General features: G+C 58.5%; 30 protein-coding genes. 11 read left to right on the top strand and 19 right to left on the bottom strand.

Annotated features, from left to right (window positions below):
- Positions 1–18: 18 nt before the first annotated feature.
- Positions 19–792 (top strand): MetQ/NlpA family ABC transporter substrate-binding protein, encoded by a 774-nt coding sequence (locus BJ917_RS30510; RefSeq protein ID WP_096514063.1) that lies wholly within the window; start codon positions 19–21, stop codon positions 790–792.
- A gap of 169 nt (positions 793–961) precedes the next feature.
- On the opposite strand, the gene BJ917_RS30505 is transcribed toward BJ917_RS30510, so the two are convergent.
- The 5 genes from BJ917_RS30505 to BJ917_RS30485 are packed head-to-tail and all read right to left on the bottom strand — an operon-like array spanning position 962 to position 4,864.
- Positions 962–1,597: an SCO family protein gene (locus BJ917_RS30505; protein WP_096514062.1), complete on the bottom strand. Its 636-nt coding sequence runs from the start codon at positions 1,595–1,597 to the stop codon at positions 962–964.
- Positions 1,594–2,493: a heme o synthase gene (gene cyoE, locus BJ917_RS30500; RefSeq protein WP_121105993.1), complete on the bottom strand. Its 900-nt coding sequence runs from the start codon at positions 2,491–2,493 to the stop codon at positions 1,594–1,596. The genes BJ917_RS30505 and cyoE overlap by 4 nt, the downstream gene beginning before the upstream one ends.
- Entirely contained in the window at positions 2,481–3,554 is a 1,074-nt protein-coding gene (locus tag BJ917_RS30495; RefSeq protein WP_121105991.1) for a heme A synthase, read from the bottom strand. Before BJ917_RS30495 ends, cyoE begins: the two co-directional genes overlap by 13 nt.
- Positions 3,555–3,564: 10 nt before the next feature.
- Positions 3,565–4,158 (bottom strand): hypothetical protein, encoded by a 594-nt coding sequence (locus tag BJ917_RS30490; protein ID WP_096515610.1) that lies wholly within the window; start codon positions 4,156–4,158, stop codon positions 3,565–3,567.
- The gene (locus BJ917_RS30485; protein WP_096514059.1) at positions 4,124–4,864 is read right to left on the bottom strand and encodes an SURF1 family protein; all 741 of its coding nucleotides are present in this window, start codon (positions 4,862–4,864) and stop codon (positions 4,124–4,126) included. Before BJ917_RS30485 ends, BJ917_RS30490 begins: the two co-directional genes overlap by 35 nt.
- A gap of 71 nt (positions 4,865–4,935) precedes the next feature.
- Here BJ917_RS30485 and BJ917_RS30480 point away from each other — a divergent pair, with 71 nt between their 5' ends.
- Positions 4,936–5,139: a twin transmembrane helix small protein gene (locus tag BJ917_RS30480; RefSeq protein ID WP_096514058.1), complete on the top strand. Its 204-nt coding sequence runs from the start codon at positions 4,936–4,938 to the stop codon at positions 5,137–5,139.
- A 51-nt stretch (positions 5,140–5,190) separates the two neighbouring features.
- On the opposite strand, the gene BJ917_RS30475 is transcribed toward BJ917_RS30480, so the two are convergent.
- The 4 genes from BJ917_RS30475 to coxB all read right to left on the bottom strand — a co-directional run bounded on the left by BJ917_RS30475 (position 5,191) and on the right by coxB (position 9,572).
- Entirely contained in the window at positions 5,191–6,078 is an 888-nt protein-coding gene (locus BJ917_RS30475; protein ID WP_096514057.1) for a cytochrome c oxidase subunit 3, read from the bottom strand.
- Positions 6,079–6,103: 25 nt separating this feature from the next.
- On the bottom strand, positions 6,104–6,655 hold the full coding sequence (locus BJ917_RS30470; RefSeq protein WP_096514056.1) for a cytochrome c oxidase assembly protein: 552 nt from the start codon (positions 6,653–6,655) through the stop codon (positions 6,104–6,106).
- A 114-nt stretch (positions 6,656–6,769) separates the two neighbouring features.
- The gene (gene ctaD / locus BJ917_RS30465; RefSeq protein WP_096514055.1) at positions 6,770–8,362 is read right to left on the bottom strand and encodes a cytochrome c oxidase subunit I; all 1,593 of its coding nucleotides are present in this window, start codon (positions 8,360–8,362) and stop codon (positions 6,770–6,772) included.
- A gap of 82 nt (positions 8,363–8,444) precedes the next feature.
- Positions 8,445–9,572, bottom strand: coding sequence for a cytochrome c oxidase subunit II (gene coxB, locus BJ917_RS30460; RefSeq protein ID WP_096514054.1), 1,128 nt, complete (start codon positions 9,570–9,572; stop codon positions 8,445–8,447).
- A gap of 371 nt (positions 9,573–9,943) precedes the next feature.
- Between coxB and BJ917_RS30455 the strand changes: the two genes are divergently transcribed.
- Complete coding sequence (locus tag BJ917_RS30455) at positions 9,944–10,594, top strand: hypothetical protein (RefSeq protein ID WP_096514053.1); 651 nt, start codon at positions 9,944–9,946, stop codon at positions 10,592–10,594.
- 111 nt (positions 10,595–10,705) lie between these two features.
- Here the strand turns inward: BJ917_RS30455 and BJ917_RS30450 are convergent, their stop codons facing one another.
- The 3 genes from BJ917_RS30450 to BJ917_RS30440 form a co-directional block, all read right to left on the bottom strand.
- Positions 10,706–12,232: a SulP family inorganic anion transporter gene (locus tag BJ917_RS30450; RefSeq protein WP_121105989.1), complete on the bottom strand. Its 1,527-nt coding sequence runs from the start codon at positions 12,230–12,232 to the stop codon at positions 10,706–10,708.
- Positions 12,233–12,322: 90 nt separating this feature from the next.
- Positions 12,323–13,054, bottom strand: coding sequence for a carbonic anhydrase (locus tag BJ917_RS30445; RefSeq protein ID WP_121105986.1), 732 nt, complete (start codon positions 13,052–13,054; stop codon positions 12,323–12,325).
- Positions 13,055–13,297: 243 nt separating this feature from the next.
- Positions 13,298–14,356: a PA0069 family radical SAM protein gene (locus BJ917_RS30440; RefSeq protein ID WP_121105984.1), complete on the bottom strand. Its 1,059-nt coding sequence runs from the start codon at positions 14,354–14,356 to the stop codon at positions 13,298–13,300.
- 230 nt (positions 14,357–14,586) lie between these two features.
- Between BJ917_RS30440 and BJ917_RS30435 the strand changes: the two genes are divergently transcribed.
- Together BJ917_RS30435 and BJ917_RS30430 are read left to right on the top strand one after the other, a co-directional pair.
- Positions 14,587–14,892 carry a hypothetical protein gene (locus tag BJ917_RS30435; RefSeq protein WP_096514049.1) on the top strand — a complete coding sequence of 102 codons (306 nt, stop codon included), beginning with the start codon at positions 14,587–14,589 and terminating at the stop codon, positions 14,890–14,892.
- Between the two features lie 218 nt (positions 14,893–15,110).
- Entirely contained in the window at positions 15,111–15,755 is a 645-nt protein-coding gene (locus BJ917_RS30430; RefSeq protein WP_096514048.1) for a tyrosine-protein phosphatase, read from the top strand.
- Positions 15,756–15,800: 45 nt separating this feature from the next.
- On the opposite strand, the gene BJ917_RS30425 is transcribed toward BJ917_RS30430, so the two are convergent.
- The gene (locus tag BJ917_RS30425; RefSeq protein ID WP_096514047.1) at positions 15,801–16,088 is read right to left on the bottom strand and encodes a YheV family putative zinc ribbon protein; all 288 of its coding nucleotides are present in this window, start codon (positions 16,086–16,088) and stop codon (positions 15,801–15,803) included.
- Positions 16,085–18,163, bottom strand: coding sequence for an oligopeptidase A (gene prlC / locus BJ917_RS30420; RefSeq protein ID WP_177435626.1), 2,079 nt, complete (start codon positions 18,161–18,163; stop codon positions 16,085–16,087). The genes BJ917_RS30425 and prlC overlap by 4 nt, the downstream gene beginning before the upstream one ends.
- Positions 18,164–18,225: 62 nt before the next feature.
- On the opposite strand from prlC, the gene BJ917_RS30415 reads away from it, so the two are divergent.
- The 3 genes from BJ917_RS30415 to BJ917_RS30405 all read left to right on the top strand — a co-directional run bounded on the left by BJ917_RS30415 (position 18,226) and on the right by BJ917_RS30405 (position 20,104).
- Positions 18,226–18,771 carry a gamma carbonic anhydrase family protein gene (locus tag BJ917_RS30415; RefSeq protein ID WP_121105982.1) on the top strand — a complete coding sequence of 182 codons (546 nt, stop codon included), beginning with the start codon at positions 18,226–18,228 and terminating at the stop codon, positions 18,769–18,771.
- 27 nt (positions 18,772–18,798) lie between these two features.
- The gene (locus BJ917_RS30410) at positions 18,799–19,449 is read left to right on the top strand and encodes an HAD family hydrolase (RefSeq protein WP_121105980.1); all 651 of its coding nucleotides are present in this window, start codon (positions 18,799–18,801) and stop codon (positions 19,447–19,449) included.
- Positions 19,450–19,645: 196 nt separating this feature from the next.
- Positions 19,646–20,104 (top strand): transposase, encoded by a 459-nt coding sequence (locus BJ917_RS30405; protein ID WP_096514044.1) that lies wholly within the window; start codon positions 19,646–19,648, stop codon positions 20,102–20,104.
- A gap of 127 nt (positions 20,105–20,231) precedes the next feature.
- Here the strand turns inward: BJ917_RS30405 and BJ917_RS30400 are convergent, their stop codons facing one another.
- Complete coding sequence (locus tag BJ917_RS30400) at positions 20,232–21,323, bottom strand: aminopeptidase (RefSeq protein ID WP_121105978.1); 1,092 nt, start codon at positions 21,321–21,323, stop codon at positions 20,232–20,234.
- A gap of 60 nt (positions 21,324–21,383) precedes the next feature.
- Here BJ917_RS30400 and BJ917_RS30395 point away from each other — a divergent pair, with 60 nt between their 5' ends.
- Both BJ917_RS30395 and BJ917_RS30390 read left to right on the top strand, forming a co-directional pair.
- Complete coding sequence (locus BJ917_RS30395; RefSeq protein ID WP_121105976.1) at positions 21,384–21,806, top strand: hypothetical protein; 423 nt, start codon at positions 21,384–21,386, stop codon at positions 21,804–21,806.
- 40 nt (positions 21,807–21,846) lie between these two features.
- Entirely contained in the window at positions 21,847–22,272 is a 426-nt protein-coding gene (locus tag BJ917_RS30390) for a hypothetical protein (RefSeq protein ID WP_121105974.1), read from the top strand.
- A 6-nt stretch (positions 22,273–22,278) separates the two neighbouring features.
- On the opposite strand, the gene BJ917_RS30385 is transcribed toward BJ917_RS30390, so the two are convergent.
- Together BJ917_RS30385 and BJ917_RS30380 are read right to left on the bottom strand one after the other, a co-directional pair.
- Positions 22,279–22,512 carry a DUF1161 domain-containing protein gene (locus BJ917_RS30385; protein ID WP_095194445.1) on the bottom strand — a complete coding sequence of 78 codons (234 nt, stop codon included), beginning with the start codon at positions 22,510–22,512 and terminating at the stop codon, positions 22,279–22,281.
- Positions 22,513–22,697: 185 nt separating this feature from the next.
- Positions 22,698–23,129, bottom strand: coding sequence for an OsmC family protein (locus BJ917_RS30380; protein ID WP_121105972.1), 432 nt, complete (start codon positions 23,127–23,129; stop codon positions 22,698–22,700).
- 254 nt (positions 23,130–23,383) lie between these two features.
- On the opposite strand from BJ917_RS30380, the gene BJ917_RS30375 reads away from it, so the two are divergent.
- Entirely contained in the window at positions 23,384–24,385 is a 1,002-nt protein-coding gene (locus BJ917_RS30375; RefSeq protein WP_121105970.1) for an LLM class flavin-dependent oxidoreductase, read from the top strand.
- A 128-nt stretch (positions 24,386–24,513) separates the two neighbouring features.
- Here BJ917_RS30375 and BJ917_RS30370 read toward each other — a convergent pair whose 3' ends face one another.
- Positions 24,514–24,735, bottom strand: a complete 222-nt coding sequence (locus tag BJ917_RS30370; protein WP_096514038.1) for a DUF1161 domain-containing protein — start codon at positions 24,733–24,735, stop codon at positions 24,514–24,516.
- A gap of 123 nt (positions 24,736–24,858) precedes the next feature.
- Positions 24,859–25,074 carry a dodecin gene (locus BJ917_RS30365; protein ID WP_008027736.1) on the bottom strand — a complete coding sequence of 72 codons (216 nt, stop codon included), beginning with the start codon at positions 25,072–25,074 and terminating at the stop codon, positions 24,859–24,861.
- Positions 25,075–25,156: the final 82 nt, after the last annotated feature.

The raw sequence follows: 25,156 nt of genomic DNA, 5'->3' as shown, positions 1-25,156 counted from the left end.
TCACATGGAGTTAGCTGAATGAAAAAACTACTCGTCGCCTTCGCTGCCGTTGCAGCCTTTTCCGCCCACGCTGCCGACACTTTGACGGTCGCCGCCACACCGGTGCCGCACGCGGAAATCCTCGAGTTCGTTAAACCGGCGCTGGCCAAGGAAGGCGTGGACCTGAAGGTCAAGGTCTTCACCGATTACATCCAGCCGAACGTGCAAGTGGCGGAAAAACGTCTGGACGCCAACTTCTTCCAGCACCAGCCATACCTCGATGAGTTCAACAAGGCCAAGGGCACCCACCTGGTGTCGGTTGCCGGCGTGCACCTGGAGCCGCTGGGCGCTTACTCCAGCAAGTACAAGAAGCTGGATGAGCTGCCAAGCACCGCCACTGTGGTTATCCCGAACGATGCCACCAACGGCGGCCGCGCGCTGTTGCTGCTGGACAAGGCAGGCGTGATCAAGTTGAAGGATGCAAACAACATTCTGTCGACCGTCAAGGACATCACCGAGAACCCGAAGAACCTGAAATTCCGTGAGCTGGAAGCCGCGACCATCCCGCGCGTGCTGACCCAGGTCGACCTGGCGCTGATCAACACCAACTATGCGCTGGAAGCCAAGCTCGATCCGGCCAAGGATGCGCTGGTCATCGAAGGCAGCGACTCGCCTTACGTGAACATCCTCGTTGCCCGTCCTGACGACAAGGACAGCGACGCGATGAAGAAACTGGTGGCTGCCCTGCACAGCCCGGAAGTGAAGGCCTTCATCATCGAGAAGTACAAAGGCGCGGTCGTGCCGGCGTTCTGATTGGCGGATGCAACGAAAAAGGGGACGCCGTGAGCGTCCCCTTTTTTGTGCCCGAAACACCGTAACTGTGGGAGCGAGCCTGCTCGAGAAAGCGGTTTGCCAGTCAACGATGATGTTGAATGTTATGGCCTCTTCGCGAGCAGGCTCGCTCCCACAGGGTTTTGTGTGGTTATTTGCGGTTAACCATCACCGGCAACTGCGCCACAAGCTTCGCATTGTTCAAAGGCGCTCGAATAAACCCGCGCTGCGTACCGTCCGGGCCGATGACCGCGAGGTTGCCGCTGTGGTCGACGGTGTAGTTCGGCTTGCTGGTGTCCGCCGGAATGAACGGGATGCTCACGGCGTTGGCGACCTTTTGCAGCTCCTGGGTCGACGTCGCTGTCAGGCCGATGAACTGCGGATCGAAGTAACCCAGGTACTGCTTGAGTTGCTTGGGCGTATCGCGGTTCGGGTCGACGCTGACCAGAATGATCTGCAACTTGGCCACAGCCTCGGGCGGCAGTTCGCTCTTGATCTGGCGCAGTTGGGCGAGGGTGGTCGGGCAGATGTCCGGGCAGAAGGTGTAACCGAAGAACAGCACGCTCCACTTGCCCTTGAGCTCGTTGATCGCCACCGGTTTACCGTCCTGGTCTGTCATCGTGACATCCGGCAGATTGCGGCTTTGCGGTAGCAGGATAATACCGGCATCGATCAGCGCCGTCGGGTCGCCCTGGCCTTTGCCGGAGAGCACTTTATTGATGGTCAGGCCCAGGACAAGCGCGATCAGGGCGACAAGGATGAAGACGGTTTTCTGGGTTCGGGTCATAGGTTCAACAATAAGTAGTGGTCTACGAGCAGGGCGATAAACAGCAGGAACAAGTAATAGATAGAGTACTTGAAGGTGTTGATCGCCGCGTGCGGCCGAGTGCCACGGTACAGCACCACGGCCCATTGCAGAAACCTCGCACCCAGGCCGATGGCGCAAATCAGGTAGAGCGGGCCGCTCATGTGGATCACGTAGGGCATCAGGCTGACGGCCAGCAGCGCGCCGGTATAAAGCAGAATATGCACCTTGGTGTATTGCTCGCCATGGGTCACCGGCAGCATCGGGATGTCGGCCTTGGCGTATTCCTCCTTGCGGTGGATAGCCAGTGCCCAGAAGTGCGGCGGCGTCCAGGCGAAGATGATCAGCACCAGCAACAGCGGTTCGGCGCTGACGTGTCCGGTGGCCGCGGTCCAGCCGAGCAGGGGCGGGGCAGCACCGGCCAGCCCGCCGATCACGATGTTCTGTGGCGTCGCACGTTTGAGGAAACCGGTGTAGACCACTGCATAACCGAGCAGCGAGGCGAGAGTCAGCCACGCCGTCAGCGGATTGGTGAAGGCCAGCAGCAAGGCCTGGCCGAGCAGTGCCAGTATCAAGGCAAAGGTCAGTGCGGCGGCAGGCGAGACCCGGCCCTCGGCCAATGGGCGCTTGTGGGTTCGGGCCATCACGGCGTCGATCCGCCGATCCACCACATGGTTCACCGCCGCCGCACCGCCCGCACACAATGCAATCCCCAGGTTGCCGAACACCAGCACGGTCCATGGCACGCCGGCGCGAGTGGCGAGGAACATCCCGACCAGCGAGGTGATGAGCATCAGCACCACCACCTTGGGTTTGGTCAGCTCCAGGTAGTCACGCCAGATCGCCTGGCTGTGACGCTCGCCAATCAGAATCGCCATGGCATCTCTCCTTTTATTGTTATGGGCCCGGCTGAGTGTTTACGCGGACTGAAGCGCCAGCGTGCCGGCTGCTTGACCCGAACCAGACTGGTTCGCGCGTGATAGTTGACCAGCACCATCGTCAGCAGCAGCGCCGCGCCCCCGGCGTTGTGCGCCACGGCCACCGGCAACGGCAGATGAAACAGCACGTTGCTGATGCCCAGCGTAATTTGCGCCGCGAGGGCGATCAGCACCAACCCGGCGAGCCGCGTCATGCCGACGAGTTTCAGTTGCCAGGCCAGGCCGAGCAATACCAAGGTCACCAGCAGCGCGCCGATACGGTGAGTCAGGTGAATCGCGGTGCGGGCATCGCTGTCCAGCTGCCCCCCGAGGTAGTTCGGACCGATGTGCTGGGTCAGGTGAAAACCATTGGCGAAATCCGCCGGTGGCAGCCATTGGCCATGGCACGTCGGGAAGTCGATACAGGCCACGGCGGCATAGTTGGAACTGACCCAGCCGCCGAGGGCGATCTGCAAAATCACCAGCAACAGGCCGGCGGTCGCCCAGTGTTGCAAGCGACGTGGCACCGTCAGCGCCGGCAATACGCCGGACAGGCGCAAGGTCAGCAGAAACAACAGACTCAAGGTGGCGAATCCGCCGAGCAAATGCCCGGTCACCACCTGCGGCCAGAGCTTGAGCGTGACCGTCCACATGCCGAAGGCCGCCTGGGCGAACACCACGGCCAACAGGAACAGCGGCAGCTTCACCGGTTGCCCCGGATGCTTGCGATGGACCCAGGCGCGACCGGCCAATATCGAGATAAGCAAGCCGAGGGTGCCGGCAAAGTAGCGATGAACCATCTCGTTCCAGCCCTTATGGGCTTCCACCGGGGCATCCGGGAAGTGCAGTTCGGCATGGGCCAGTTGGGCTTCGCTTTTCGGCACGCTGATAAAGCCATAACAGCCGGGCCAATCCGGGCATCCGAGACCGGCGTGGGTCAGGCGGGTGTAGGCGCCGAGCAACACCACCATCAGTGCCAGGAAGGTGGCAAACAGCGCGAGGCGAAATCCAGGTTTGGCCATGACGATGCCCTTATCCGATGTTCGACAGTTTCAGCAGGTGGCGCAGGTCGTTGAGCAGGTCCTTGCCTTTGACTGACGGGTCGTAGCGCAGCACCAGATTGCCGTGGGGGTCGATGATCCACAGGTGCGCGGTGTCATTGCCCTGGGCGCCTTTGGTGTAGATCTGCGGATCCAGGGAATAGCGTTGCAACTGCGGGTACTCGTGTTGAAGTTTAGTCTCGTAATCACTGCTCAGCGGTTGTGTCACCGCGAGTGCGTGACTGGCGCGACCGGCATCGCGACCGAGGCCGATCTGGATTTGTCGGGCCAGATAAACCAGTTGCTGGCAGTCCACCGAACACTCCTTGGGTGCCGTTACCAGCAACTGCCAGCGGTCTTCCTGCGCCTGCACGCCAAGGTCGGCGCGGGTCTGGCCGTTGCCGATCAGTTCGCCGTGATAACTGCGGCCTTCCGGCACCCAGAACTGCAATTTGTACATGCCGGTGGCGAGGATCATCGGACCGACTACCCCGAGCACAATCAGCAGTAGCTGCAAACGTCCCTTGCGCCGACTCGGCAGCGCTTTTGCCTCAGACATGCTGGGTGGATTCATGGCCGCTCCCATGGTGTTTCTCCTTTGCGTTGTGCCAGCCGAGGTAGAGATAGAGGCCGAGCAGGGCGATCGACATGGCAAACCACTGCACGGCATAAGCGATGTGTTTTTCCGGGCCCGTGGCAACCACCGGCCAATCGGCCTGGTAAGTCGCAGGTCCGGTTTCTGCGCGTAATTCGTAGGCAAAGCCCTCGCGGCCCAGGGCAGTCCAGAGGGCCTTGGGGTCAACTGCCGTCAGCAGTTTTGGCCAGGTACTGGTGCTTGGGTCGGCGTGGAGCTGGAAAGCCGCACCGGGTGGAACGTAGACCCAGGCGTCGAGGCTCAGGGGCTCAGCCGGTGTAGAAAATTGTGGAGGTGTACGGCGGTCCGGCCATGGCAGCCAGCCGCGGTTGACCAGCAGCCACAGTCCGGTCACCTGATCCTGAAACGGTTGCAGCAACTCGACCCCGACCTTGCCGCCACGCTGGCGGTTATCCAGCAACAGACTATGGGCGGCATCGAATTGGCCGTGCAGGCGCACCCGGCGAAAGGCCGGGTCTGCCGTGTGTTGCAGCTCGGTGCTGGCCATCGATTCGGCAACCCGACGCTCCGCGTATGTTTGCAGCAGCGCGCTTTTTTCCGCGCCCCGGTTCAATTGCCAGAACCCGAGCGACACCAGCAGCGGCAGCAGGATCGCGACCACCAGTGTTGGCACAACGCCCGGCCGGAAGCGCTTCATGGCGTCGCCAGAAAGTCGGTCAGTGCGATAGCTATACTCAAGTGCATCGCTTGTCTCCCCGGAGTCTCACCATGCTCAAAGCAGCTATCGTCCTGATGCTGATTGCCACGGTTGTCAGCCTGTTCAGCGGCCTGTTTTTTCTGGTCAAGGACGACAGCAGCTCGAACCGCCTCGTCATTGCCTTGAGTGTTCGTGTTGCCTTGGCCGCCTGCACCGTCGGCTTGATTGCCTGGGGTTTCTTCAGCGGCCAGTTGGTATCGCACGCACCTTGGTAGGGCGCGCAAATCACGCAGCTACAAGCTCAAAGCTCAAAGCTTGCAGCTGCTCTAAAGCACATAAACGAAAACGAACAACCCGATCCACACCACGTCCACGAAGTGCCAATACCAGCTTGCCGCCTCGAAGCCGAACTGATGCTCATTGTCGAAGTGCCCGCGCAAGATGCGCATCAGCATCACGAACAGGATGATGGTGCCGATGGTCACGTGCGCACCGTGGAACCCGGTGAGCATGAAGAACGTGGCGCCGTAGATGCCCGAGCCCAGGGTCAGGCCCAGTTCGTGGTAGGCGTGGATATACTCTTCGGCCTGGAAACTGAGGAACCCGCATCCCAACAGCACGGTGATCGCCAGCCAGAGTTTCAGCGCGCCGCGATGTCCCTTTTTCAAGGCGTGGTGGGCGATGGTGATGGTGACGCTGGAGCTCACCAGCAACACGGTATTGAGCAGCGGCAGACCCCAGGGGCTGATGACTTCCTTGGGGGGCGGGAACAGTTTGGAGTCCGGGTTGTTCAGTAACGGCCAGGTGAATTCGAAGTTTGGCCACAGCATGTGGGCGATGCCTTTTGTGCCTTCGCCGCCCAGCGCGGGACCGGCAATGTGGCGCACATAAAACAGCGCGCCGAAGAAGGCGATGAAAAACATGACCTCCGAAAAGATGAACCAGCTCATGCCCCAGCGAAACGAGCGATCCATCTGGGCGCTGTACAACCCGCTGCGGCTTTCCTTGATCACTGTGCCGAACCAGCCAAACAGCATGTAGGCCAACAGCAGGCCACCGACGAAAAAGATCAGCGGGCCGTGGGATTCCGGCCGCGCTGCTTTCAGGTCGTTGAACCAGGTGCCCAGGCCGAACACGGTGGTGACCATGCCGATCGTGGCGATGATCGGCCATTTGCTCTGGGCCGGAACGTAATAATGTTCATGAGTTGCCATTTATTGTTCTCCTTATCGGGCACGCTCAACCGCCAGTGTTTACAGCGACCGGTGGATGTCGGGCGGTGATATCGAACAGCGTGTAGGACAGCGTCAGGTGCTTCACATCCTTGGGCATGTCACGGTCAACGATGAAACGTACCGGCATCTCGATCCGTTGACCGGGCTGCAGCACTTGCTGGGTAAAGCAGAAACATTCGGTCTTGTGGAAATACGCTGCCGCCGCGCTCGGCGCGATACTCGGCACGGCCTGGGCGCTCATCGGGCGGTCGGTGGGGTTGTGCGCAATGAAGATCATCTCGCTCACCGCCCCCGGGTTGGCCGTGAGCTCATCGCTCTTGGGGTAGAAATCCCAGGGCATATCGACAGAGTTGGTCGTCAGGAACTGCACGCGAACCTGCCGCGAGGCATCGACTGTCTGCTCACCCTCGTACTGCCCGGCGGTCTTGCCATTGATACCGAACGCCTTGCACATCACGTCGTAGATCGGAACCAGGGCAAACCCGAAGACAAACATCGCCACCACCACGATCAATAAACGTGTGACCAATTTCTTCATCGAAATCGAGTCAGCCATGATTCGAATCCTCAACACCAAACCCTGTAGGAGCGAGCCTGCTCGCGAAGCAGGCTCCGCGGTTCAGCAGGCAAACCGCGTCATCGTTTTTCGCGAGCAGGCTCGCTCCCACAGTCATTTCACTTCCGGCGGCGTGGTGAATGTGTGATACGGCGCCGGTGACGGAATGCTCCACTCCAGGCCTTCAGCCCCGTCCCACGGTTTGGCCGGTGCTGGCGGACCGCCGCGGATAGTCTTGATCACGATGAACAGGAAGAAGATCTGGGTGGCGCCGAACATGAACGCACCGATCGACGACACCATGTTGAAGTCGGCGAATTGCAGGTTGTAGTCCGGAATCCGCCGCGGCATGCCCGCCAGCCCCACGAAGTGCATCGGGAAGAAGGCCATGTTCATGCCGATGAACGACAGCCAGAAGTGCAGCTTGCCGAGGGTTTCGTCGTACATGTGGCCGGTCCATTTCGGTAGCCAGAAGTAGGCCGAGGCGAAAATCCCGAAGATCGCTCCCGGCACCAGCACGTAGTGGAAATGCGCGACCACGAAGTAGGTGTCCTGGTACTGGAAGTCCGCCGGCGCAATAGCCAGCATCAGCCCGGAGAAACCACCGATGGAGAACAGGATGACGAACGCCACGGCGAACAGCATCGGTGTTTCGAAGGTCAACGAACCCTGCCACATGGTGCTGGCCCAGTTGAACACCTTGACCCCGGTGGGCACCGCGATCAACAGCGTGGCGTACATGAAGAACAACTCGCCCACCAGCGGAATGCCGACCACGAACATGTGGTGCGCCCAGACGATGAAGGACAGGAAGGCAATAGATGCCGTGGCGTAGACCATCGAGGTGTAGCCAAACAGCGGCTTGCGTGAAAAGGCCGGAATGATCGAGCTGACGGCACCGAAGGCCGGCAGGATCATGATGTACACCTCGGGGTGGCCGAAGAACCAGAACACATGCTGGAACAGCACCGGATCACCGCCACCGGCGGCACTGAAGAAGCTGGTGCCGAAGTGGATGTCCATCAGCATCATCGTTACGCAACCGGCCAGCACCGGCATCACCGCGATCAGCAGGAACGCGGTGATCAGCCAGGTCCAGACGAACAGCGGCATTTTCATCAACGTCATGCCGGGGGCGCGCAGGTTGAGGATGGTGGCGATCACGTTGATCGCCCCCATGATCGAACTGATCCCCATCAAGTGGATGGCGAAGATGAAGAACGTCACGCTTTCCGGCGCATAGGTCGTCGATAGCGGCGCGTAGAACGTCCAGCCGAAGTTCGGACCGCCACCTGGGGTGAACAGGGTCGATACCAGCAAAATGAACGCCGCCGGCAGCAGCCAGAAGCTGAAGTTGTTCATTCGCGGCAGGGCCATGTCCGGTGCGCCGATCATCAGCGGGACCATCCAGTTGGCGAGACCGACGAAGGCCGGCATCACCGCACCGAACACCATCACCAGACCGTGCATGGTGGTCATCTGGTTGAAGAATTCCGGCTGGACGATCTGCAACCCCGGCTGGAACAGTTCGGCGCGAATCACCATCGCGAACGTACCGCCCAGGAGGAACATGGAGAAGGCAAACCACAGGTACAGCGTGCCGATATCCTTGTGGTTGGTGGTCAGCACCCAGCGCATCAGACCCTTGGCAGGGCCGTGGGCGTGCTCGGTGTGGGTATGGACAGGGTCATCGATTACAGCAGTCATGTTCTGTCTCCTGCAAACAGACGGGCTGGGCAGGCCGGGGTGCATTGCCCCGGCCGGTTCCTGGTGTGCGCAATGGACCGGGTCATTTGCTTTCCGCCTGTTTCAACTCCAGCACTTCTTTTGGCGTGACCATGTCGCCCTTGTTGTTGCCCCAGGCGTTACGTTCATAGGTCACGACCGCCGCGATATCGACTTCCGAGAGCTGCTTGCCGAACGCCGCCATGGCGGTGCCGGGCTTGCCGTGGAAGACCAGGCTCAGGTGCGCTTCTTTTGGCCCGGTGGCGATTTTCGAGCCTTTGAGAGCCGGGAACATCGGCGGCAGGCCCTGGCCTTCGGCCTGGTGACAGGCTACGCAGGTGGTGTGATAAATCTTGTCGCCGCGCTCCTTGAGCTCGTCGAGGGTCCATTCCTTGCTGGTCAGCTCTTTGAGTTGCGCGGCTTCTGCCTTGCGCTCACCCAGCCATTTTTCGTAGTCAGGCTTGTCCTTGACCTCGACCACGATCGGCATGAATCCGTGATCCTTGCCGCACAGTTCGGCGCACTGACCACGGTAGATGCCGGGCTTGTCGATGCGGGTCCAGGCTTCGTTGACGAACCCCGGAATGGCATCGCGCTTGACCGCGAAGGCCGGCACCCACCAGGAGTGAATCACGTCGGCGGACGTCACGAGGAAGCGCACTTTGGCGCCGATCGGCAGCACCAAAGGCTTGTCGACCTCGAGCAAGTAGTGCTCGCCCTTGGTTTCCTTGTTGTGGATCTGGTCGGCGGGCGTGGTCAGGTTGCTGAAGAATTCGACGTCCTGGCCCAGGTACTTGTAATGCCACTTCCACTGATAGCCGGTGATCTGGATATCGATATCCGGTTCACTGGCGTCGTACATCTTGATCAGGGTGGCCGTCGCTGGAACCGCCATGACCACCAGAATCACGAAGGGCACGATGGTCCAGAGGATTTCGACGGTGGTGCTTTCATGAAATTTTGCCGCCACCTGCCCCGTCGAGCGGCGGTGAAGGATCATCGACCAGAACATGGCGCCAAAGACGATGATGCCGATCACTACACAGATCCAGAAAATGGTCATGTGCAGGTCAAACACAGCGTGACTGATTTCAGTCGCTCCAGGCGCCATATTCACAGTCCAGGCCGCTTGTGCCTGACTGAAAATCGACCACAACAGGAGGCCCATCCAGACATGTGGATGTCGCATCATTGCGGGTTCCCCTTATCGTTCTTGTTATCCCGCCGGCTTTCACCTGCGGCAAGGGAGCGGCTGCATCAGACTACGAACTTGAATCGCCGGGCCTTGCTGCAGTTGCAGTCGGGCGTCATCAGCTAACTCCATTCATGAGCGAGTATAGACAGCGGCTCTCACCTCGCAATGTGGCGGCGTAAATCATCTGAAACAGCATTAACTTGCGTTGCAGGTCACGAATGGAGAAGGATGCAGACGAGTGGTGGCAAACCGATATAACGGAGGCGTCTCAAGGATGAAATAATTATGACAAATGCGTCTTAGCATTTTTCATATGCCAGCTAAGTTATGTCTTCCCTATTTCATTGCCTTTGTTTCCTGGAGTTTTCATGAACACCGCCGCATTGCGCGAGCAGATCCAAAAAGCCCAACAACACGAAGCCGAGACCGGCCTGCTGACTCGTCAGCTGGAAAGCAAACTGCCTCATTTACACCCGGCGATCCAATTGCCGGAGACTGACGCCAACGGCGTGCTGACGCGTTTTGTCGCCGCCTATATTGATGAAGTACCTGACCTGCTGGATGCAGCCAATGAAGTCGCCAGGGAAGCGGGCATTGAGTCACAGATCAAACCGGTGCTGACAATCGCCGAGCAGTACTTCCTCCAGCCGCCGGCGATCATGGCCGGTCACGTCGGACTCGACAGCCTGCTGGATGAAGCCTACCTGGCGCACCGCTTTGTCGAAGAGGTCAATGACCTGTACATCAAGCATTTCGGCCAGCCACTGATCCCCTTGGACATGACGGTCGCCAATCTGATTGCTCACCAGTTGATCGGTGAAGAATTTGCCAACCAACTGGACGAGGCAGTGCATCACGCCGTGGACGAGATGCTCGACGACGAAAGCTTTGCGCTGGAATCGGTTGAAGCCTACCGCGAGAAGCTCAGCAGCCCCGACACCGGCGCCGCTTGGAAACGCTGGCCGTGCATGTCCCGCCGCCTTGGCGTGGGCCTGGAGCTGGATCAGACCGTGGCTTGATCCACCCCGGAACCTGTGGGAGCGAGCCTGCTCGCGAATGCTTTTGATCATTCAACATTTACGTCGATTGACAGAACGCTTTCGCGAGCAGGCTCGCTCCCACAGGGTTATCTACCCGACTGTACCTATGCCGGTATTGGTCCGCACCCGCCCCTCCAGCCTGCGTTTCAATCCGCGCGACTCAATCAACAACTTCGAACCCTTGGCCGCATTCGCCCGCCCCCATTCCTCCAGCAACTCCAGACACGAGTGATCGATGTAGCTCAGGTGATTGAGCGGCACATGCACCGTTGTGCCTGGCGCAATGCTGTCCAGCACCCGTGTCAGGGCCGGCACTTTGAGGAACGTCGCCGCGCCCACCAGGCGCAACTCCATTTCGCCGTCCCGGGGCAGGTCGATCAGGCTGATTTTCAGTCGTGAAGCCTTCAGTGCGAGTTTCACCAGTGTCAGGCCGAAACCGATCAGCACACCGGTCAGCAAGTCAGTGAAGATGATCGCCAATGCCGTCGCGGCATAGGTGAACATCGGCATTCGGCCATAGCGACCCAGGCCGCGGAAAGCCTTGAGGTCCACCAGTTTGAAACCGGTATAAACCAACACGCCGGCCAGGCTCGCCACCGGAATGCTTTGCAACACGCTCGACAGCAGCAATACGAACGCCAGCAGCCACAGCCCGTGGAAAATCGTCGAGTAGCGGGTGGTAGCCCCGGCCTGGACGTTGGCCGAACTGCGCACGATTACCCCGGTCATCGGCAACGCGCCGAGCAACCCGCAAAGCATGTTGCCGACACCTTGCGCTGACAATTCACGGTCGAAGTCCGAACGCTGCCCACTGTGCATACGATCCACGGCCGCGGCGGATAGCAAGGTTTCGGCGCTGGCGATGAAGGCCACGGCGAAGGCGGCGATCAACAGGGTGGGATCGGCCAGATTGAGCAGGTCCGCCGGTTTGAGCCAGTCGATGGCTTCGGCCAGGTTGGCTGGAACTTCAACCCGTTTGACCGGCAATGCCAGTAGCAGACTGGCGATCGTTGCCATACCGACCCCGAGCAACGCCCCGGGAATGAAGCGCAGTGCGTGCGGACGGAGTCTTTCCCACAGCCACATCACGGCGATGGTCGAAAGTCCGAGCAGTCCAGCCTGACAGCCGAACGATGGCAGTGCCTGGGCCACCGCGTTGGGGAACGCCGTGAGGTTATCCAGACCGGAGGGCTTGGGCGTAGCGTCGAGCATCACATGCACTTGCGAAAGCACGATCAGTACGCCAATCCCGGCGAGCATGCCGTACACCACCGCGGGCGCAGTGACCCGGAACCAGCAACCCAGCTTCAAGCGCCCGGCCAGCAGCTGCAGAAACCCCGCCAACAGCAGGATGGGGCCGAGCATGACCACCCCGTGCTGACGCACCAGTTCGAACACCAGAACGGCCAGGCCTGCCGCGGGACCGCTGACTTGTAACGGAGAGCCTGCCAACCAACCCACGATCAGGCCGCCGACGATCCCGGTGATCAGGCCTTTGGCAGGGGGCAGCCCCGAAGCGATGGCGATGCCCATGCACAGGGGCAGGGCGACCAGAAACACAACCACCGAAGCCAATAACTCCCGTGGCAGAACAGCTTTGAGTTGAGCAGCACGCATGATGAATCTCCCGAAGTTTTCTTCAGGCATGGCAAGGCCGGACCGCTGAAACAGCGGCCGGCGTCAAACCACACGGTTTTTTAGGAGGGTTTAGAAGCGCGCTTTTGGCGTCGCCATCGGAATCGGCAGGCTGCCATCGAGCGGCAGGAATCGACCCTGATCCGCGTCGTAGGCTTTGATCTTGCTGGTCTCGATGTCGTAGACCCAGCCATGGATGTACAAGTGACCGTTCGCGATGCGCGAGGCTACCGAGGGGTGGGTACGCAAGTGTTGCAATTGAGCGATGACATTTTCCTCAGTGAGGACATGCATCGTTTCGTTTTCGTCGGCGCAGTTGCAGTTGTCGTGCACCATGGTTTTCGCCACTTCCGCATGCTGCAGCCAGGCTTTGACCGTGGGCATTTTTTCCAGGGTGTGGGGGTTGAGCACCGCCCGCATCGCACCGCAATCGGAGTGGCCGCAAATGATGATGTGCTGCACGCCCAGTGCCAGCACCGCGTACTCGATGGCAGTGGAAACGCCGCCGTTCATCTGCCCGTATGGCGGGACGACGTTGCCGACGTTACGGGTGACGAACAGATCGCCAGGAGAGCTGTGGGTGATGAGTTCGGGGACGATGCGCGAGTCAGCGCAGGTAATGAACATTGCCCGTGGCGTTTGAGCCGTGGCGAGTTTCTTGAAGAGTTCTTCCTGTTGCGGAAAGATCTCCTGATGAAAATGCAAAAAGCCGTCAACGATATGCTTCAACGCTGCATCGGCGGTTTCCGCGCCAGGTTGCGCAGAAGCCGACGCAGCCAACGGCTGTTTATCCTTGTCACTCATGATTCATCCTCTTTGGCGAACGCTGGGAGTTATCCCGTGTTTTCCGGTGTGAAGCCAGTGGCTGGTTAAAAAACATCCAGGTCAAAAAGACTGACCCATCAGTCACTCGATGAACAAGGTAGCGGCCGAATCTTAACTCAAACTGAATCAAGCGCTCTAGAACGTATGTTCCAGGTCACGGAAAACGTGACCAGGCTAAAATTTGCCCAAGTTTTCCAGTACTCAACGATAGGCCAATTGTCCTTAAATCAACGACATTTGGCGACCCGGCGGACAAAAGGCTTCGCAGTCCAGATTAAAGCCTTCCCGATGATTGAGCCCCAGACGCTTGAGGGTTTTGGCAAAGCGTTGTGCCAGCAGGTCGGCAAAGGGGCCTTCACCACGCATCCGCGCCCCAAAGCGGCTGTCGTAAAGCTCCCCACCACGACTCTGGCGAATCAGGCTCAATACATGGGCGGCCCGTTGCGGATAGTGGGCGTCCAACCATTCTGAGAACAGCGGCGCCACTTCCAGCGGCAGGCGCAGCATCATGTAGGCCGCACTTTGCGCACCGGCTGCGTGGGCCTCGGTGAGCAGGTTTTCGAGTTCGCTGTCGTTGATCATCGGAATCATCGGTGAACACAGCACCCCAACCGTAATCCCCGCGTCGCGCATGACCCTGATCGCCCGTAATCGGGCCTTGGGCGCCGCAGCGCGGGGTTCGAGGATGCGTTTGAGCTCATCGTCCAGGGTGGTCAGGCTGATCATCACTGCCACCAATCTCTGCCGGGCCAGCTCGGTCAGCAGATCCAGATCACGAAGAATCAACGAGCCCTTGGTGACGATGGTCACCGGATGACGGTAACGCAGCAGCACTTCGAGGGTTTGCCGGGTGATTTTGTATTCGCGTTCGATTGGTTGGTAGGGATCGGTATTGGAACCGAGGTTGATCGGCGCGCATCGATAGCCGCGTTTGGACAGCTGTTCTTCCAGCACCTCTACGGCGTTGGTCTTGGCAATCAGCTTCGTTTCGAAATCCAGCCCGGGTGACATGTCCCAATAGGCGTGGCTGGGGCGCGCATAACAATAGATGCAACCGTGCTCGCAACCACGGTAGGGGTTGATCGAGCGATCGAAGGGCAGATCCGGTGAGTTGTTGCGGGTGATGATGGTCTTTGCCGTCTCGATGCGCACCTCGGTGCCTTGGGTCAACGGTACTTCCTGGTACCAACCGTCGTCCTCGGCGACCGAGCGATTGGGGGAGAAGCGATTGTGCGGATTGGTCGCGGTGCCGCGTCCACGGGGTGGCAAGGGAGTGCTCATGATCAACGCTCATTGCTGTATGTGCATACAGTATCCGAGGTTTGGCAAAGCGGCCAGTGCCGTTCGGCATATTTAGCCCTTATCCGCATTGAAACTCGTGATCGTTGGATTAATCAGTTCAACTTTGGTCATTCGTGGAAATACATGTCGAATAGCTTGAGTGTGTAAGTACTCAGTATATTTACCGCTCACACAGTGGTTGTTGATTGCTTAATAAATGGAGTTATTGAATGTCGACTTTTAATCAACGTGGTATTTTTTTGCAATTGCTGACTCCCAGTCCGGTCAACCCTCGAGAAGCGCGAGTTTCGATGCAGCTTGCCCGCAAGGAGTCAGGCTGGGATCCGGTAAACCAGGAGCAGACAGAGGCTTTGGTGGATTGCCTCTGCATCGAGGCTGTATCCAGTGATGGCGGAAAGTCCTTTCGTATTAATACTGTTCGCCAGGATGTGGACGGTGATGGCGATATTGATAAAGATGACGAAGCAAAACTGTTGGCACTGGCCAAGGCTTATTCCAATATCTTGAATCCTTGATTTGTCGGGCTAAACCTATATGAAAAATCATGTGGGTTTAGTTGATAAACTTGCACGTCATAACAACGAAGTATTAATGATGTGTCCGAAGCGTGCTTTTGACCGACGGCATTAAAACGGCGGGTTCACAATTCTTTGACAGTCGGCTCACGGGCCTTTGACCGCTTGTAGCTAAATATGGGTGTCATCATCCTGCTACTCCTGACGGTCATCCATTCATGTCCCTGATGCGCCTTATCCCTGCGATGTGCCTGTCGCTGGTCGCCTGCCTCAACCTGACACCGGTATTCGCCGACGACTCTGCCTCGCCTCGTCCATCGGAATGGGCGCAACCGGTAGAGAAACAATACAACCTCTTCCAGATGTCGCCGACGCTCTACCGTAGCGCTCTACCCGACCAAGGAGCGGTACCGTTACTGGAAAAACTCAAGGTCGCAACGGTGATCAGCTTTCTGCCCGAACCGGATTCACGCTGGTTGAGCACACCCGGTATCGAACAGGTGCAGTTACCCTATCGCACCAATCATGTAGACGACGCCGATGTGCTCAAGGCGCTGCGTGCCATTCAAACCGCCGAAGCCAAAGGCCCGGTACTGATGCACTGCAAGCACGGCTCGGACCGGACCGGGCTGATGGCGGCCATGTATCGGGTGGTGGTGCAGGGTTGGAGCAAGGAAGACGCGTTGAGCGAAATGACTCAGGGGGGCTTTGGTGACAGCACCCACTTCAAGGACGGCGTTCGCTACATGATGAAAGCGGATGTCGACAAACTTCGCACCGCGTTGGCCAATGGCGATTGCAGCACGAGCCCATTCGCGGCGTGTTCGATGAAGAGCTGGTTCCAGTCGGCCCACCTCCAGTAACAGCGCCTTCCACTGCATTGCGCAGTGGAAGGGTGTCTTTGTTACTCAGTGCTGCTCGTCAGGCTTTTTCTTCAGTTTTGGATTCGGAAAAAACTGCACGGCTTGAACTTTGACATCCGTGGATTTCACCACGGGTGTATTGACCCGTGTGCCCAACTCCTTGGGCACCGACAGACCTTGTTCATTCAGCGTATCGGAGTAACCGCAGGCCACGCACTCGCGATGTGGCACGTTGTCTTCGCTCCACATCATCAACTTGTCCGGCTCGCTGCAGGCCGGGCAAACCGCGCCGGCAATAAAACGTCGTTTGGTAATCACAGGACCCTCACTCATGCTGCCGCGCCTTCACTCAGGCCGCTATGGCGCAAGAGTGCGTCAATGGATGGCTCACGGCCACGGAAGTCGACGAACAACACCATCGGTTCCTGAGAACCGCCGCGCGCCAGGATCGCCTCGCGGAACGCGCGACCTGTAGCTGCGTTGAGCACGCCTTCTTCTTCGAACTTCGAGAAGGCATCGGCCGACAGCACCTCTGCCCATTTGTAGCTGTAGTAACCCGCGGCGTAACCACCGGCAAAGATGTGGGCGAAGCTGTTGGGGAAACGGTTATAGGCCGGCGGACGCATTACCGAAACTTCGTCACGTACACCTTCAAGCACTTGCAGCACGCTGCGACCGTCACCGTGGGTGGCGTGCAGTTCGAAGTCGAACAGCGAGAATTCCAGTTGGCGCACCATCATCAGGCCGGACTGGAAGTTTTTCGCCGCGAGCATTTTTTGCAGCAGGTCCTGAGGCAGTGGCTCGCCGGTTTCGTAATGGCCGGAGATCAGTGCCAGGCCTTCGGGTTCCCAGCACCAGTTCTCCATGAACTGACTCGGCAGCTCGACCGCATCCCAGGCCACGCCGTTGATGCCGGATACACCGGCATGTTCGACACGGGTCAGCAGGTGATGCAGGCCATGACCGAATTCGTGGAAGAGGGTGGTGACTTCATCATGGGTCAGCAGCGCAGGTTTGCCGCTGTCGGCCGGGGTAAAGTTGCACACCAGGTTGGCTACGGGGCTTTGCAGCACGCCCTCTGCAGTGCGGCGACGGTCGCGGGCACCGTCCATCCAGGCACCGCCACGTTTGTTGGCGCGGGCATACAGGTCGAAGAAGAAGCGGCCGACGTGCTGGCCGTTTTCCTTGATTTCGAACAGGCGAACATCCGGGTGCCAGGTGTCGAAACCTTTTTGCTCGGCGATCTCGATGCCGTAGAGGCGTTGCACGATGGCGAACAGGCCGCTCAGCACTTTATCGATCGGGAAGTAGGCACGCAGGGCTTCCTGGGCAACACTGTAGCGCTGTTCGCGGAGTTTTTCGCCGTAGAAACCGCTGTCCCAGCTTTGCAGATCCGGGCAACCTTGTTCGGCGGCGTACGCCCTGAGCTGTTGCAGATCTTGAGCGGCGAACGGTTTGCTGCGCTTGGCCAGATCGCGCAGGAAGCTCAGCACCTGATCGCTGGATTCGGCCATTTTGGTGGCCAGGCTCAGCTCGGAGAAACTGGCGAAGCCCAGCAATTTGGCAAGCTCCTGACGCAGGTCGAGGATTTCTTCCATGACCGGACCGTTGTCGTTCTGACCGGCATTCGGGCCTTGATCCGACGCACGGGTGCAGTAGGCGGCGTAGACTTCCTCGCGCAGGGCACGATCCTGGGCGTAGGTCATCACCGCGTAGTAGCTCGGGAATTCCAGGGTGATCAGCCAGCCGTCGAGGTCTTTGGCCTGGGCCGCGGCAGCCATTTGCGCCTTGGCCGAATCGGTCAGGCCGGCGAGGGCGGCTTCGTCGGTGATGTGTTTGGTCCAGGCCTGGGTCGCATCCAGCAACTGGTTGGAGAAGCGGCTGCCCAGTTCGGACAACTTGCTCTGTACCTCGGCATAACGCTTCTGTTCGGCTTCCGGCAGGTCGATACCCGACAGGCGGAAATCGCGCAGGGCGTGTTCCAGAATAGTTTTCTGCGCCACGTCGAAACCGGCGGCTTCCGGGCTGCTGGCCAGGGCTTCATAGGCCTGGAACAGCTCGCGGTTCTGGCCCATCTCGGTGGAGTAGGCGCTCAGGGCTGGCAGGCAGGATTCATAGGCTTCGCGCAATTCGGCGCTGTTGCACACGGCATTCAAGTGGCTGACCGGGCTCCAGGCCGCGCCCAGACGGTCATTGAGTTCATCCATCGCCAGCACCAGGCCGGCCCAGGTCGGCTGTTTGCCCTGGGTCTTCAGGATCTCGATAATGGCGGCGCGGTTGTCAGCCAGGATCTGTTCGATGGCCGGTTGCACGTGTTCGGCGCGGATCGCGGAGAACGGCGGCAGGTCGTAGGACTGCAAAAGAGGGTTGTTCACGCTCACGGTTGGCACCTTGGCTGGAAGAATCATGCAGCCATCTTAATTACAATCGGCACTCACCGCAGCTATCAGCGACAGAGAGAGAACCTATCGTGTCCCTTCGCAAGTATCAGAACCACACGCCATTACTCGGCAATGGCGCTTTTGTCGACAGCTCGGCGGTGGTGATCGGCGATGTTGAAATCGGCGAAGACAGTTCGATATGGCCATTGACGGTGATCCGCGGCGACATGCACCGCATCCGCATCGGTGCACGCACCAGCGTGCAGGATGGTTGCGTGTTGCATATCACCCACGCCGGGCCGTTCAACCTCGACGGTTTCCCGTTGCTGATCGGTGATGATGTGACCATCGCCCATAAGGTCATGCTGCATGGGTGCACTGTCGGTAGCCGGGTTTTGATCGGCATGGGCAGCATCGTCATGGACGGTGCGGTGGTCGCCGATGATGTGATCATCGGTGCCGGTAGCCTGGTGCCACCGGGCAAGCGCCTGGAAAGCGGTTTCCTGTATGTGGGCAGTCCGGTGAAACAGATCCGGCCTCTGACTGACAAGGAACAAGCCTTTTTCACCTACAGCGCGGCGAACTACGTGAAGCTCAAGGATCTGCATCTGGCCGAAGGCTACGACCGGATCTGAACTGTTGCACTCTGCCCAGGAATTTTCATGCATTACCAAACGATTTTGTTCGACCTCGATGGCACCCTGACCGATCCTCGCGAAGGCATCACGCGTTCGATTCAGTTTGCCTTGAGCAAGCTCGGCATTGACGAACCCGACCTGACCAGGCTCGAGCATTTCATCGGCCCGCCGTTGTTGCAGGCGTTCATGCAGTTCTATGACTTCGACGAAGCCAAGGCCTGGGAAGCGGTGAATTTCTACCGCGAACGCTTCAAGGTCACCGGGCTGTACGAAAACCGCGTGTTCGACGGTGTCACGCCGCTGTTGGAAACCCTTGGCGGACAGGGTCGACAGCTGTATATCGCGACCTCGAAACCATGGATCTTCGCCCGGGAAATCGCCCGTCATTTCGACTTCGCCAAACACTTCAAAGTGATCTACGGCAGCGAACTGGACGGCACCCGCACCAACAAAGTCGAACTGATCGCCCACTTGATGGCCGAAGAGGGCCTCGACCCGACCAACACCCTGATGATCGGCGATCGCAAGCACGACCTGATCGGTGCCCGTAGCAACGGGCTGGATGCGGCAGCGGTGGGCTACGGGTTTGGCAGTCACGAAGAGTTGAGCGCCGAAGCTCCGGCCTGGCATTTCGAAACACTTGAGGAGATGCATCAGGCGTTTTTGAGGAGTTAGTACCGTCGCCATCGCGGGCAAGCCTTGCTCCCACGGGTTTGTGTCGTTCGAAGCGTTGCGTACAACCGGAGCCCTGTGGGAGCAAGGCTTGCCCGCGATGACGTCAGCTCAGACACATCCCGATCAATTGATTAGCTCCGACCCTCCTTCAACCATCTAGCCTGATGACTCAGGCCAAGATCAAGGAGGATCACTCATGCCAAGCCAGCATCAATCCCATCGTTTGCGTTCGGGTCGCTACTCGGAGGAGGGGCAGATCTATTTGCTGACGGTTGTCGTTAACAACCGTCAGCCCGTCCTTTCCGGCTTTGAGGCGGGCCGATTGGTTGTCGACGCATTTCGCAAAGCGCAACAAGAGCAATCTGCCAACTCGTTAGCCTTCGTCGTCATGCCGGATCATTTCCATTGGCTGATCGAACTGAAAAGCATGCCATTGCGCACTTTAATGGGGCGCACGAAGTCGCGGACAACGGTCGCGCTCAACCGCTTGTTACAGAGAGAAGGTTCATTGTGGCAGTCGGGATTTCATGACCGCGCCATTCGAAAAGAAGAGGATCTACAGGCAGTAGCTCGTTACATCGTCGCCAATCCATTGCGTGCGGGATTAGTCGATAAAGTTGGAGATTATCCGCTGTGGGATGCGATCTGGTTGTGATCAGACATTAAATAAACCTTACGGGCGCCATCGCGGGCAAGCCTTGCTCCCACGGGTTTGTGTCGTTCGAAGTATTGCGTACAACCGGAGCCCTGTGGGAGCAAGGCTTGCCCGCGATGGCGTATGCTCAGGCGCCGGAAATGCTGGATTCCACCAACACTTTCAACGCCGCCTTACGCTCCTCAACCGGCAACGCCCCCACCCTCTCGACCTGCGCGTAAAACCTCACCCAATCCCCTCCCATCTGTTTAAATAGCGCCGAAAACGCGGGCACCCACTGGTCGTACAAGCCAAACGGCAGTAGCCGGGCATTGTTCAGCGGTGCATTGATCCAGGCGTCGTAACCTTTGTCACCCGCCCATTGGATGTCACGCAAATGTCGGTATTCGACGCGCAGACGCTCGAATTCCGCGGCCTTGCGCTGGCGCATTTGCTCGGGCGGCAGTGGCAGGGCGTAAAGCTTTTCGAGGCGGGCACGGGTGTCCAGCACCAGTTGAATGAACTGATCCCGTTGTTGCGCCTGCTTCCCGTTGTCTGGCGGCAGGCTCCGGTAAGCACGCCATTGGCGGGTGCCTTCCTGCTCGACGAAGGTGGCGAATGATTCGTTGAACTCAGTGTCGTCCTTCACATACACACGCTGATGCGCCAGTTCATGAAAAATCAGCGTGGCCAGGCGTTCATCGCCCCAGCCCATCATCGAGCTGATGATCGGATCGCTGAACCAGCCCAGCGTCGAATAGGCCTCGACGCCACCGATTGACACGTCCATGCCCTGCAGACGTTGCAACGCCGCCTCACCACGAGCCGCACTCTGGCTGTAGTAACCGCGATAGGCCACACAGCCCGCGACAGGGAAGCAATGGTTCTGTGGCTTCAAGGAAAACTCCGGCGTGACAAACACGTTCCAGACGACATAGGGCCGGCCGATGTCTGCGTACAACCGGTAACTTTGATTGTCCGGCAAATGCAGCTGCTGGCTGGCAAACGACCGGGCCTTTTGTGATTGGGCCAGGTGCGCGCGCAGTTTCTGATCGCGGTTGGGGTCGGCAATGACACTGGAAACCGGTTCCCGTGCGCGCAGCAACTGCCATTGGCCACTGGCCAATTGGCTGTAGTAGCCGACGCTGGAACAACCGTTGAGCAACAAAAGCAGCACACCCGGAAACAAAATGCGTAAAACGCGATCAAGTAACCCAAGGCTTGGACACGGCCTGATCAAAATAAAAAATTCCCTGGAAAGTCTGTTCGCAAGACTATCCCGCCTGACTGGAGCTCCGCTATGCGCAAGTTGATGCTGACGGGAGGCCTGCTGTTGCTGGCCGGTTGTGCTGGTTTCGGAATACCTCGCCATGATCCGACGCAGGCATGGATCGCACTGGAGTCGCATCAGGAAGACACCGCCCTGCAAGCACTGAAGGTGGATAACCAGGCAACCGATGACAAACGCTATTTCCAGGTGCAGCCCGGCAGTCATGAGTTGACGGTTCGCTATCAGTTCCCGGTCCAGTCCACCGATATCGGTCCGGGCGCCGGACCGCTGTGGCGCGATTGCCAGATGAATGTGAAGTTCAGCGGTTTCAGCGCCGGGGAGCGTTATGAGTTACATGCAGGGAATATCGGGTTTCGGCCATGGGCCAAGCTATACGATCAGCAGCGAAAAGTGATTGGCAAAGGCATACCGGCGGGCTGCCAACACACCTGATCGGCGCTATTCTGAATACCCTTACCTTGGGACATTCATCATGCGCAGGTTGATGCTGTTAATGGTCGCTAGTGCAATTGTGGGCTGTTCGACCCCCCCGTTGCCGGCGGCCAATCCACAAATGGCGTGGGTCGACTTCTCTACGCCATTTCCCAACGATAAATTGCTCATGGCCGAGCGACTGGATAACCAGCGCCTGCGCGACGGGCGTTTTTTCCAGGTCACTCCCGGTCGCCACGAATTGACTGTTCGCTTCGATTTCGAGGTGCCCAGTGGAGGTGGGATGGACATGTTCGGCGGTGGCAGGGAACGGCTGTGTTACTTGATCATCAAGTACGATCATTTCGAAGCCGGTCAGCGTTATTTGCTGCAAGCCCGTTCCATGGCGTTCACCCCTGAAGCTCGCCTGTATAACGCCAAACGTGAAATCGTCGCCGAAGATAGTCAGGCCAACTGTATTAATTAGAGCCTGTCAGCGGTCGTTCTTTTGGTAGATGATTTTTTTGGTGCCGTTTTCGCACGAGCCCACGACCATGTTCTGATCATGCACTTCGTCATTAGTGACGATCTCCAGGGTGTAGGACGTAACCCCGCGGGCCTGGATCTTGGCTTCGATTTCGGCCTTGAGTTCTTCGCAGGGTTTCGGTGCCGCCAGGGCCGAGGTGGCCAGTGCGCAACAGATAACCGTCAAGGCAAAACGTTTCATGGTTGAAGCTCCGTTGAGGCAGCACGCAGGAATCTGCGTTTTGGCTGCTGTCATTTATTCGACCACAAATTGATGAGCCTTGTTTTGTTTCAAGGCAAAAAAGATCGCAGCCTTCGGCAGCTCCTACAGGGGATCGAGTTTCAATGTAGGAGCTGCCGAAGGCTGCGATCTTTTCATTTCAACGCTTAATTGATCAACGTCGCATCCAGACTGATTTTCGCATTCAGCACTTTGGACACCGGGCAGCCTTCTTTGGCCTTGTTGCTCAGTTCCTCGAATTGCGCCTGGCTGGCACCAGGGATTTTTGCCTTGAGGATCAGTTTCACCGCTGTGATCGCAAAACCGCCCGCCACCTGGTCCAGGGTCACTTCTGCCTGGGTATCGATGCTGTCGGCCTTGAGGCCGGCATCACCGAGAATCATGGAAAAGGCCATGGAGAAACAACCGGCGTGGGCCGCGCCGATCAGCTCTTCCGGATTGGTGCCCTTGCCGCCTTCGAAACGTGCCTTGAAGCCGTAGGGCGCTTCCCTGAGTACGCCGGTTTCCGTGGAAATCGAGCCGATGCCGGTTTTCAGATCACCTTCCCAATGAGCCGATGCCTTCTTAATGATAGCCATGCCTGTCTCCTCAAGATCCGGCGCGAAGCGTCGCGCCTGTGGGGTTTCGGTTGCTCGTGTTGGTATCTAGGGTTCTGAGGATAGTCCGGGAAGCAAAGTTCACTTCATCTGATTGACCTACGTTTTTAGTAGGAAATTTTCCCGGTGCTATTGAAACTCGGGTATATGCCCACATTGCATGAAACACGCTTTTGGATTCGGCAGGTTTTCGTTCGCAAGAAAAAACCTGCGCCCTCAATTGGAGAAGCAGGTTCATGAAACGACTGTCCGATATCAAGTTCTCGACCCTCGATCTGGTGCCCGTGCGGGAAAATGGCAGCGCGGCTCAATCGCTGCGCAACTCGCTGGACCTGGCGCAGCACGTCGAGAAATTCGGCTACAACCGGTTTTGGGTCGCTGAACACCACAACATGGACGGCATCGCCAGTTCCGCGACTTCGGTGCTGCTGGGCTACCTGGCGGGTGGCACGTCGACTATTCGCGTGGGTTCGGGTGGGGTGATGTTACCCAATCACGCGCCGCTGGTGATCGCCGAGCAGTTCGGTACCCTTGAAAGCCTGTACCCGGGACGCATCGACCTCGGGCTCGGTCGCGCGCCGGGTTCCGATCAGATGACGGCCCGTGCGCTGCGCCGCGAGCGCTCCGGCAGCGCCGATGACTTCCCGGAAGATGTGGCCGAACTGGTGCGTTATCTTGGCCCGCGCACGCCGGAGCAGCGCGTCATCGCGATGCCGGGCACCGGTACCAATGTGCCGATCTGGCTGCTGGGTTCAAGCTTGTTCAGTGCGCAACTGGCAGGTGAACGGGGTTTGCCCTACGCCTTCGCTTCACATTTCGCACCGCGCTTCATGCACGAGGCGATTCGCGTCTACCGCAATCACTTCAAGCCTTCGGCGGTGCTGGACAAGCCCTACGTAATGCTCGGTGTGCCACTGGTGGCCGCCGACACCGATGAGCAGGCCGACTATCTGGCGACCTCAGTGTTCCAGCGCATACTCGCGCTGATGCGTGGCCATAGCCTGGTGCAGCGCCCGCCGGTGAAATCAATGGATGGCCTGTGGCTACCCCATGAGAGGGAGGCTGTCATGGACTTCCTGGGGCTGGCGATGATCGGCGGCCCGCAGAAAATTCGAGCCAAACTGGACGTGCTGATCGAGCAGACTCAGGCTGATGAGCTGATATTTACCTGCGACCTTTACGAGCATGCTGATCGTCTGCATTCCTACGAGCTGCTGGCGCAGGTCATGAAAGGCTGACATTTCGCTTTATCAATGTAGGAGCGAGCTCGCTCGCGATACTCGCCAACGATTACGTTGGAAGCCTGACACCCCGCGGTGGTCTCAGGTTCATCGCGAGCGAGCTCGCTCCTACAGGGTTCTGGTATTTAGCGTTTGTAGACGATTTCCTTGGTGCCCTTCTCACAGGTGCCGACGACTTTTCCGCCAGCCGCAGAGCCTTTATCGACAATTTCCAGCGAATAACCGGAAACGCCTTTGGCATCAAGCTTTGCTGCGATCTCGGCTTTCAGTTCTTCGCAGGATTTGACATCAGCGAAGGCTGTCCCCGCCAGACTCAACAAACCTGCCGCCAAAATAAACTTCTTCATCAGTCGCATTCTCTGGTCGGATCAAAAGGGAGCACCCAGCCTTTGGCCAGATTTAGTTATGTAGCGCCTCGCCATTCCCTATGGCACTCGGCCAGCGCGTATTCCAAGAAGGCTAGACTATTGTCAGCTGCTGGCAATCCGGAATCCGACCTTTAGCGTTACCTGAAAGTGCGCAGCCTTGCCGTCCTTGATGTGCCCGCGGGTTTCGGTCACTTCAAACCATTCCATGTACTTGAGACTTTTACTGGCCTCGGCCAGTGCGTTGTTGATCGCGTCTTCGATGCTGCTGGTGGACGAGCCAACCAGTTCGACTTTCTTGTAGGTGTGATGGTCAGTCATGGCGTTCTCCTTGGGGTGTGAAATACAGCCTAGCAGTGATTTTCTGTCTTACTTCTGTCGGTCGGTCCGGCAGGGAAGTTCA

It is taken from the genome of Pseudomonas sp. WPR_5_2 (genome assembly GCF_003634475.1).
GTDB lineage: Bacteria > Pseudomonadota > Gammaproteobacteria > Pseudomonadales > Pseudomonadaceae > Aquipseudomonas > Aquipseudomonas izuensis.
This window is presented reverse-complemented; position numbering and strand designations above follow the sequence as displayed.

Coding starts and splice junctions, on each gene's coding strand:
- BJ917_RS30455 (WP_096514053.1), top strand. CDS start 9,944: ATGAACACCGCCGCATTGCGCGAGCAGATCCAAAAAGCCCAACAACAC.
- BJ917_RS30435 (WP_096514049.1), top strand. CDS start 14,587: ATGTCGACTTTTAATCAACGTGGTATTTTTTTGCAATTGCTGACTCCC.
- BJ917_RS30475 (WP_096514057.1), bottom strand. CDS start 6,078: ATGGCAACTCATGAACATTATTACGTTCCGGCCCAGAGCAAATGGCCG.
- BJ917_RS30365 (WP_008027736.1), bottom strand. CDS start 25,074: ATGACTGACCATCACACCTACAAGAAAGTCGAACTGGTTGGCTCGTCC.
- coxB (WP_096514054.1), bottom strand. CDS start 9,572: ATGATGCGACATCCACATGTCTGGATGGGCCTCCTGTTGTGGTCGATT.
- BJ917_RS30445 (WP_121105986.1), bottom strand. CDS start 13,054: ATGAGTGACAAGGATAAACAGCCGTTGGCTGCGTCGGCTTCTGCGCAA.
- BJ917_RS30490 (WP_096515610.1), bottom strand. CDS start 4,158: ATGGGAGCGGCCATGAATCCACCCAGCATGTCTGAGGCAAAAGCGCTG.
- BJ917_RS30510 (WP_096514063.1), top strand. CDS start 19: ATGAAAAAACTACTCGTCGCCTTCGCTGCCGTTGCAGCCTTTTCCGCC.
- BJ917_RS30375 (WP_121105970.1), top strand. CDS start 23,384: ATGAAACGACTGTCCGATATCAAGTTCTCGACCCTCGATCTGGTGCCC.
- BJ917_RS30440 (WP_121105984.1), bottom strand. CDS start 14,356: ATGAGCACTCCCTTGCCACCCCGTGGACGCGGCACCGCGACCAATCCG.
- BJ917_RS30470 (WP_096514056.1), bottom strand. CDS start 6,655: ATGGCTGACTCGATTTCGATGAAGAAATTGGTCACACGTTTATTGATC.
- BJ917_RS30485 (WP_096514059.1), bottom strand. CDS start 4,864: ATGAAGCGCTTCCGGCCGGGCGTTGTGCCAACACTGGTGGTCGCGATC.
- BJ917_RS30405 (WP_096514044.1), top strand. CDS start 19,646: ATGCCAAGCCAGCATCAATCCCATCGTTTGCGTTCGGGTCGCTACTCG.
- BJ917_RS30480 (WP_096514058.1), top strand. CDS start 4,936: ATGCTCAAAGCAGCTATCGTCCTGATGCTGATTGCCACGGTTGTCAGC.
- BJ917_RS30505 (WP_096514062.1), bottom strand. CDS start 1,597: ATGACCCGAACCCAGAAAACCGTCTTCATCCTTGTCGCCCTGATCGCG.
- BJ917_RS30425 (WP_096514047.1), bottom strand. CDS start 16,088: ATGAGTGAGGGTCCTGTGATTACCAAACGACGTTTTATTGCCGGCGCG.
- BJ917_RS30450 (WP_121105989.1), bottom strand. CDS start 12,232: ATGCGTGCTGCTCAACTCAAAGCTGTTCTGCCACGGGAGTTATTGGCT.
- BJ917_RS30410 (WP_121105980.1), top strand. CDS start 18,799: ATGCATTACCAAACGATTTTGTTCGACCTCGATGGCACCCTGACCGAT.
- BJ917_RS30370 (WP_096514038.1), bottom strand. CDS start 24,735: ATGAAGAAGTTTATTTTGGCGGCAGGTTTGTTGAGTCTGGCGGGGACA.
- BJ917_RS30380 (WP_121105972.1), bottom strand. CDS start 23,129: ATGGCTATCATTAAGAAGGCATCGGCTCATTGGGAAGGTGATCTGAAA.
- BJ917_RS30385 (WP_095194445.1), bottom strand. CDS start 22,512: ATGAAACGTTTTGCCTTGACGGTTATCTGTTGCGCACTGGCCACCTCG.
- ctaD (WP_096514055.1), bottom strand. CDS start 8,362: ATGACTGCTGTAATCGATGACCCTGTCCATACCCACACCGAGCACGCC.
- BJ917_RS30430 (WP_096514048.1), top strand. CDS start 15,111: ATGTCCCTGATGCGCCTTATCCCTGCGATGTGCCTGTCGCTGGTCGCC.
- BJ917_RS30395 (WP_121105976.1), top strand. CDS start 21,384: ATGCGCAAGTTGATGCTGACGGGAGGCCTGCTGTTGCTGGCCGGTTGT.
- BJ917_RS30495 (WP_121105991.1), bottom strand. CDS start 3,554: ATGGCCAAACCTGGATTTCGCCTCGCGCTGTTTGCCACCTTCCTGGCA.
- BJ917_RS30390 (WP_121105974.1), top strand. CDS start 21,847: ATGCGCAGGTTGATGCTGTTAATGGTCGCTAGTGCAATTGTGGGCTGT.
- cyoE (WP_121105993.1), bottom strand. CDS start 2,493: ATGGCGATTCTGATTGGCGAGCGTCACAGCCAGGCGATCTGGCGTGAC.
- prlC (WP_177435626.1), bottom strand. CDS start 18,163: ATGATTCTTCCAGCCAAGGTGCCAACCGTGAGCGTGAACAACCCTCTT.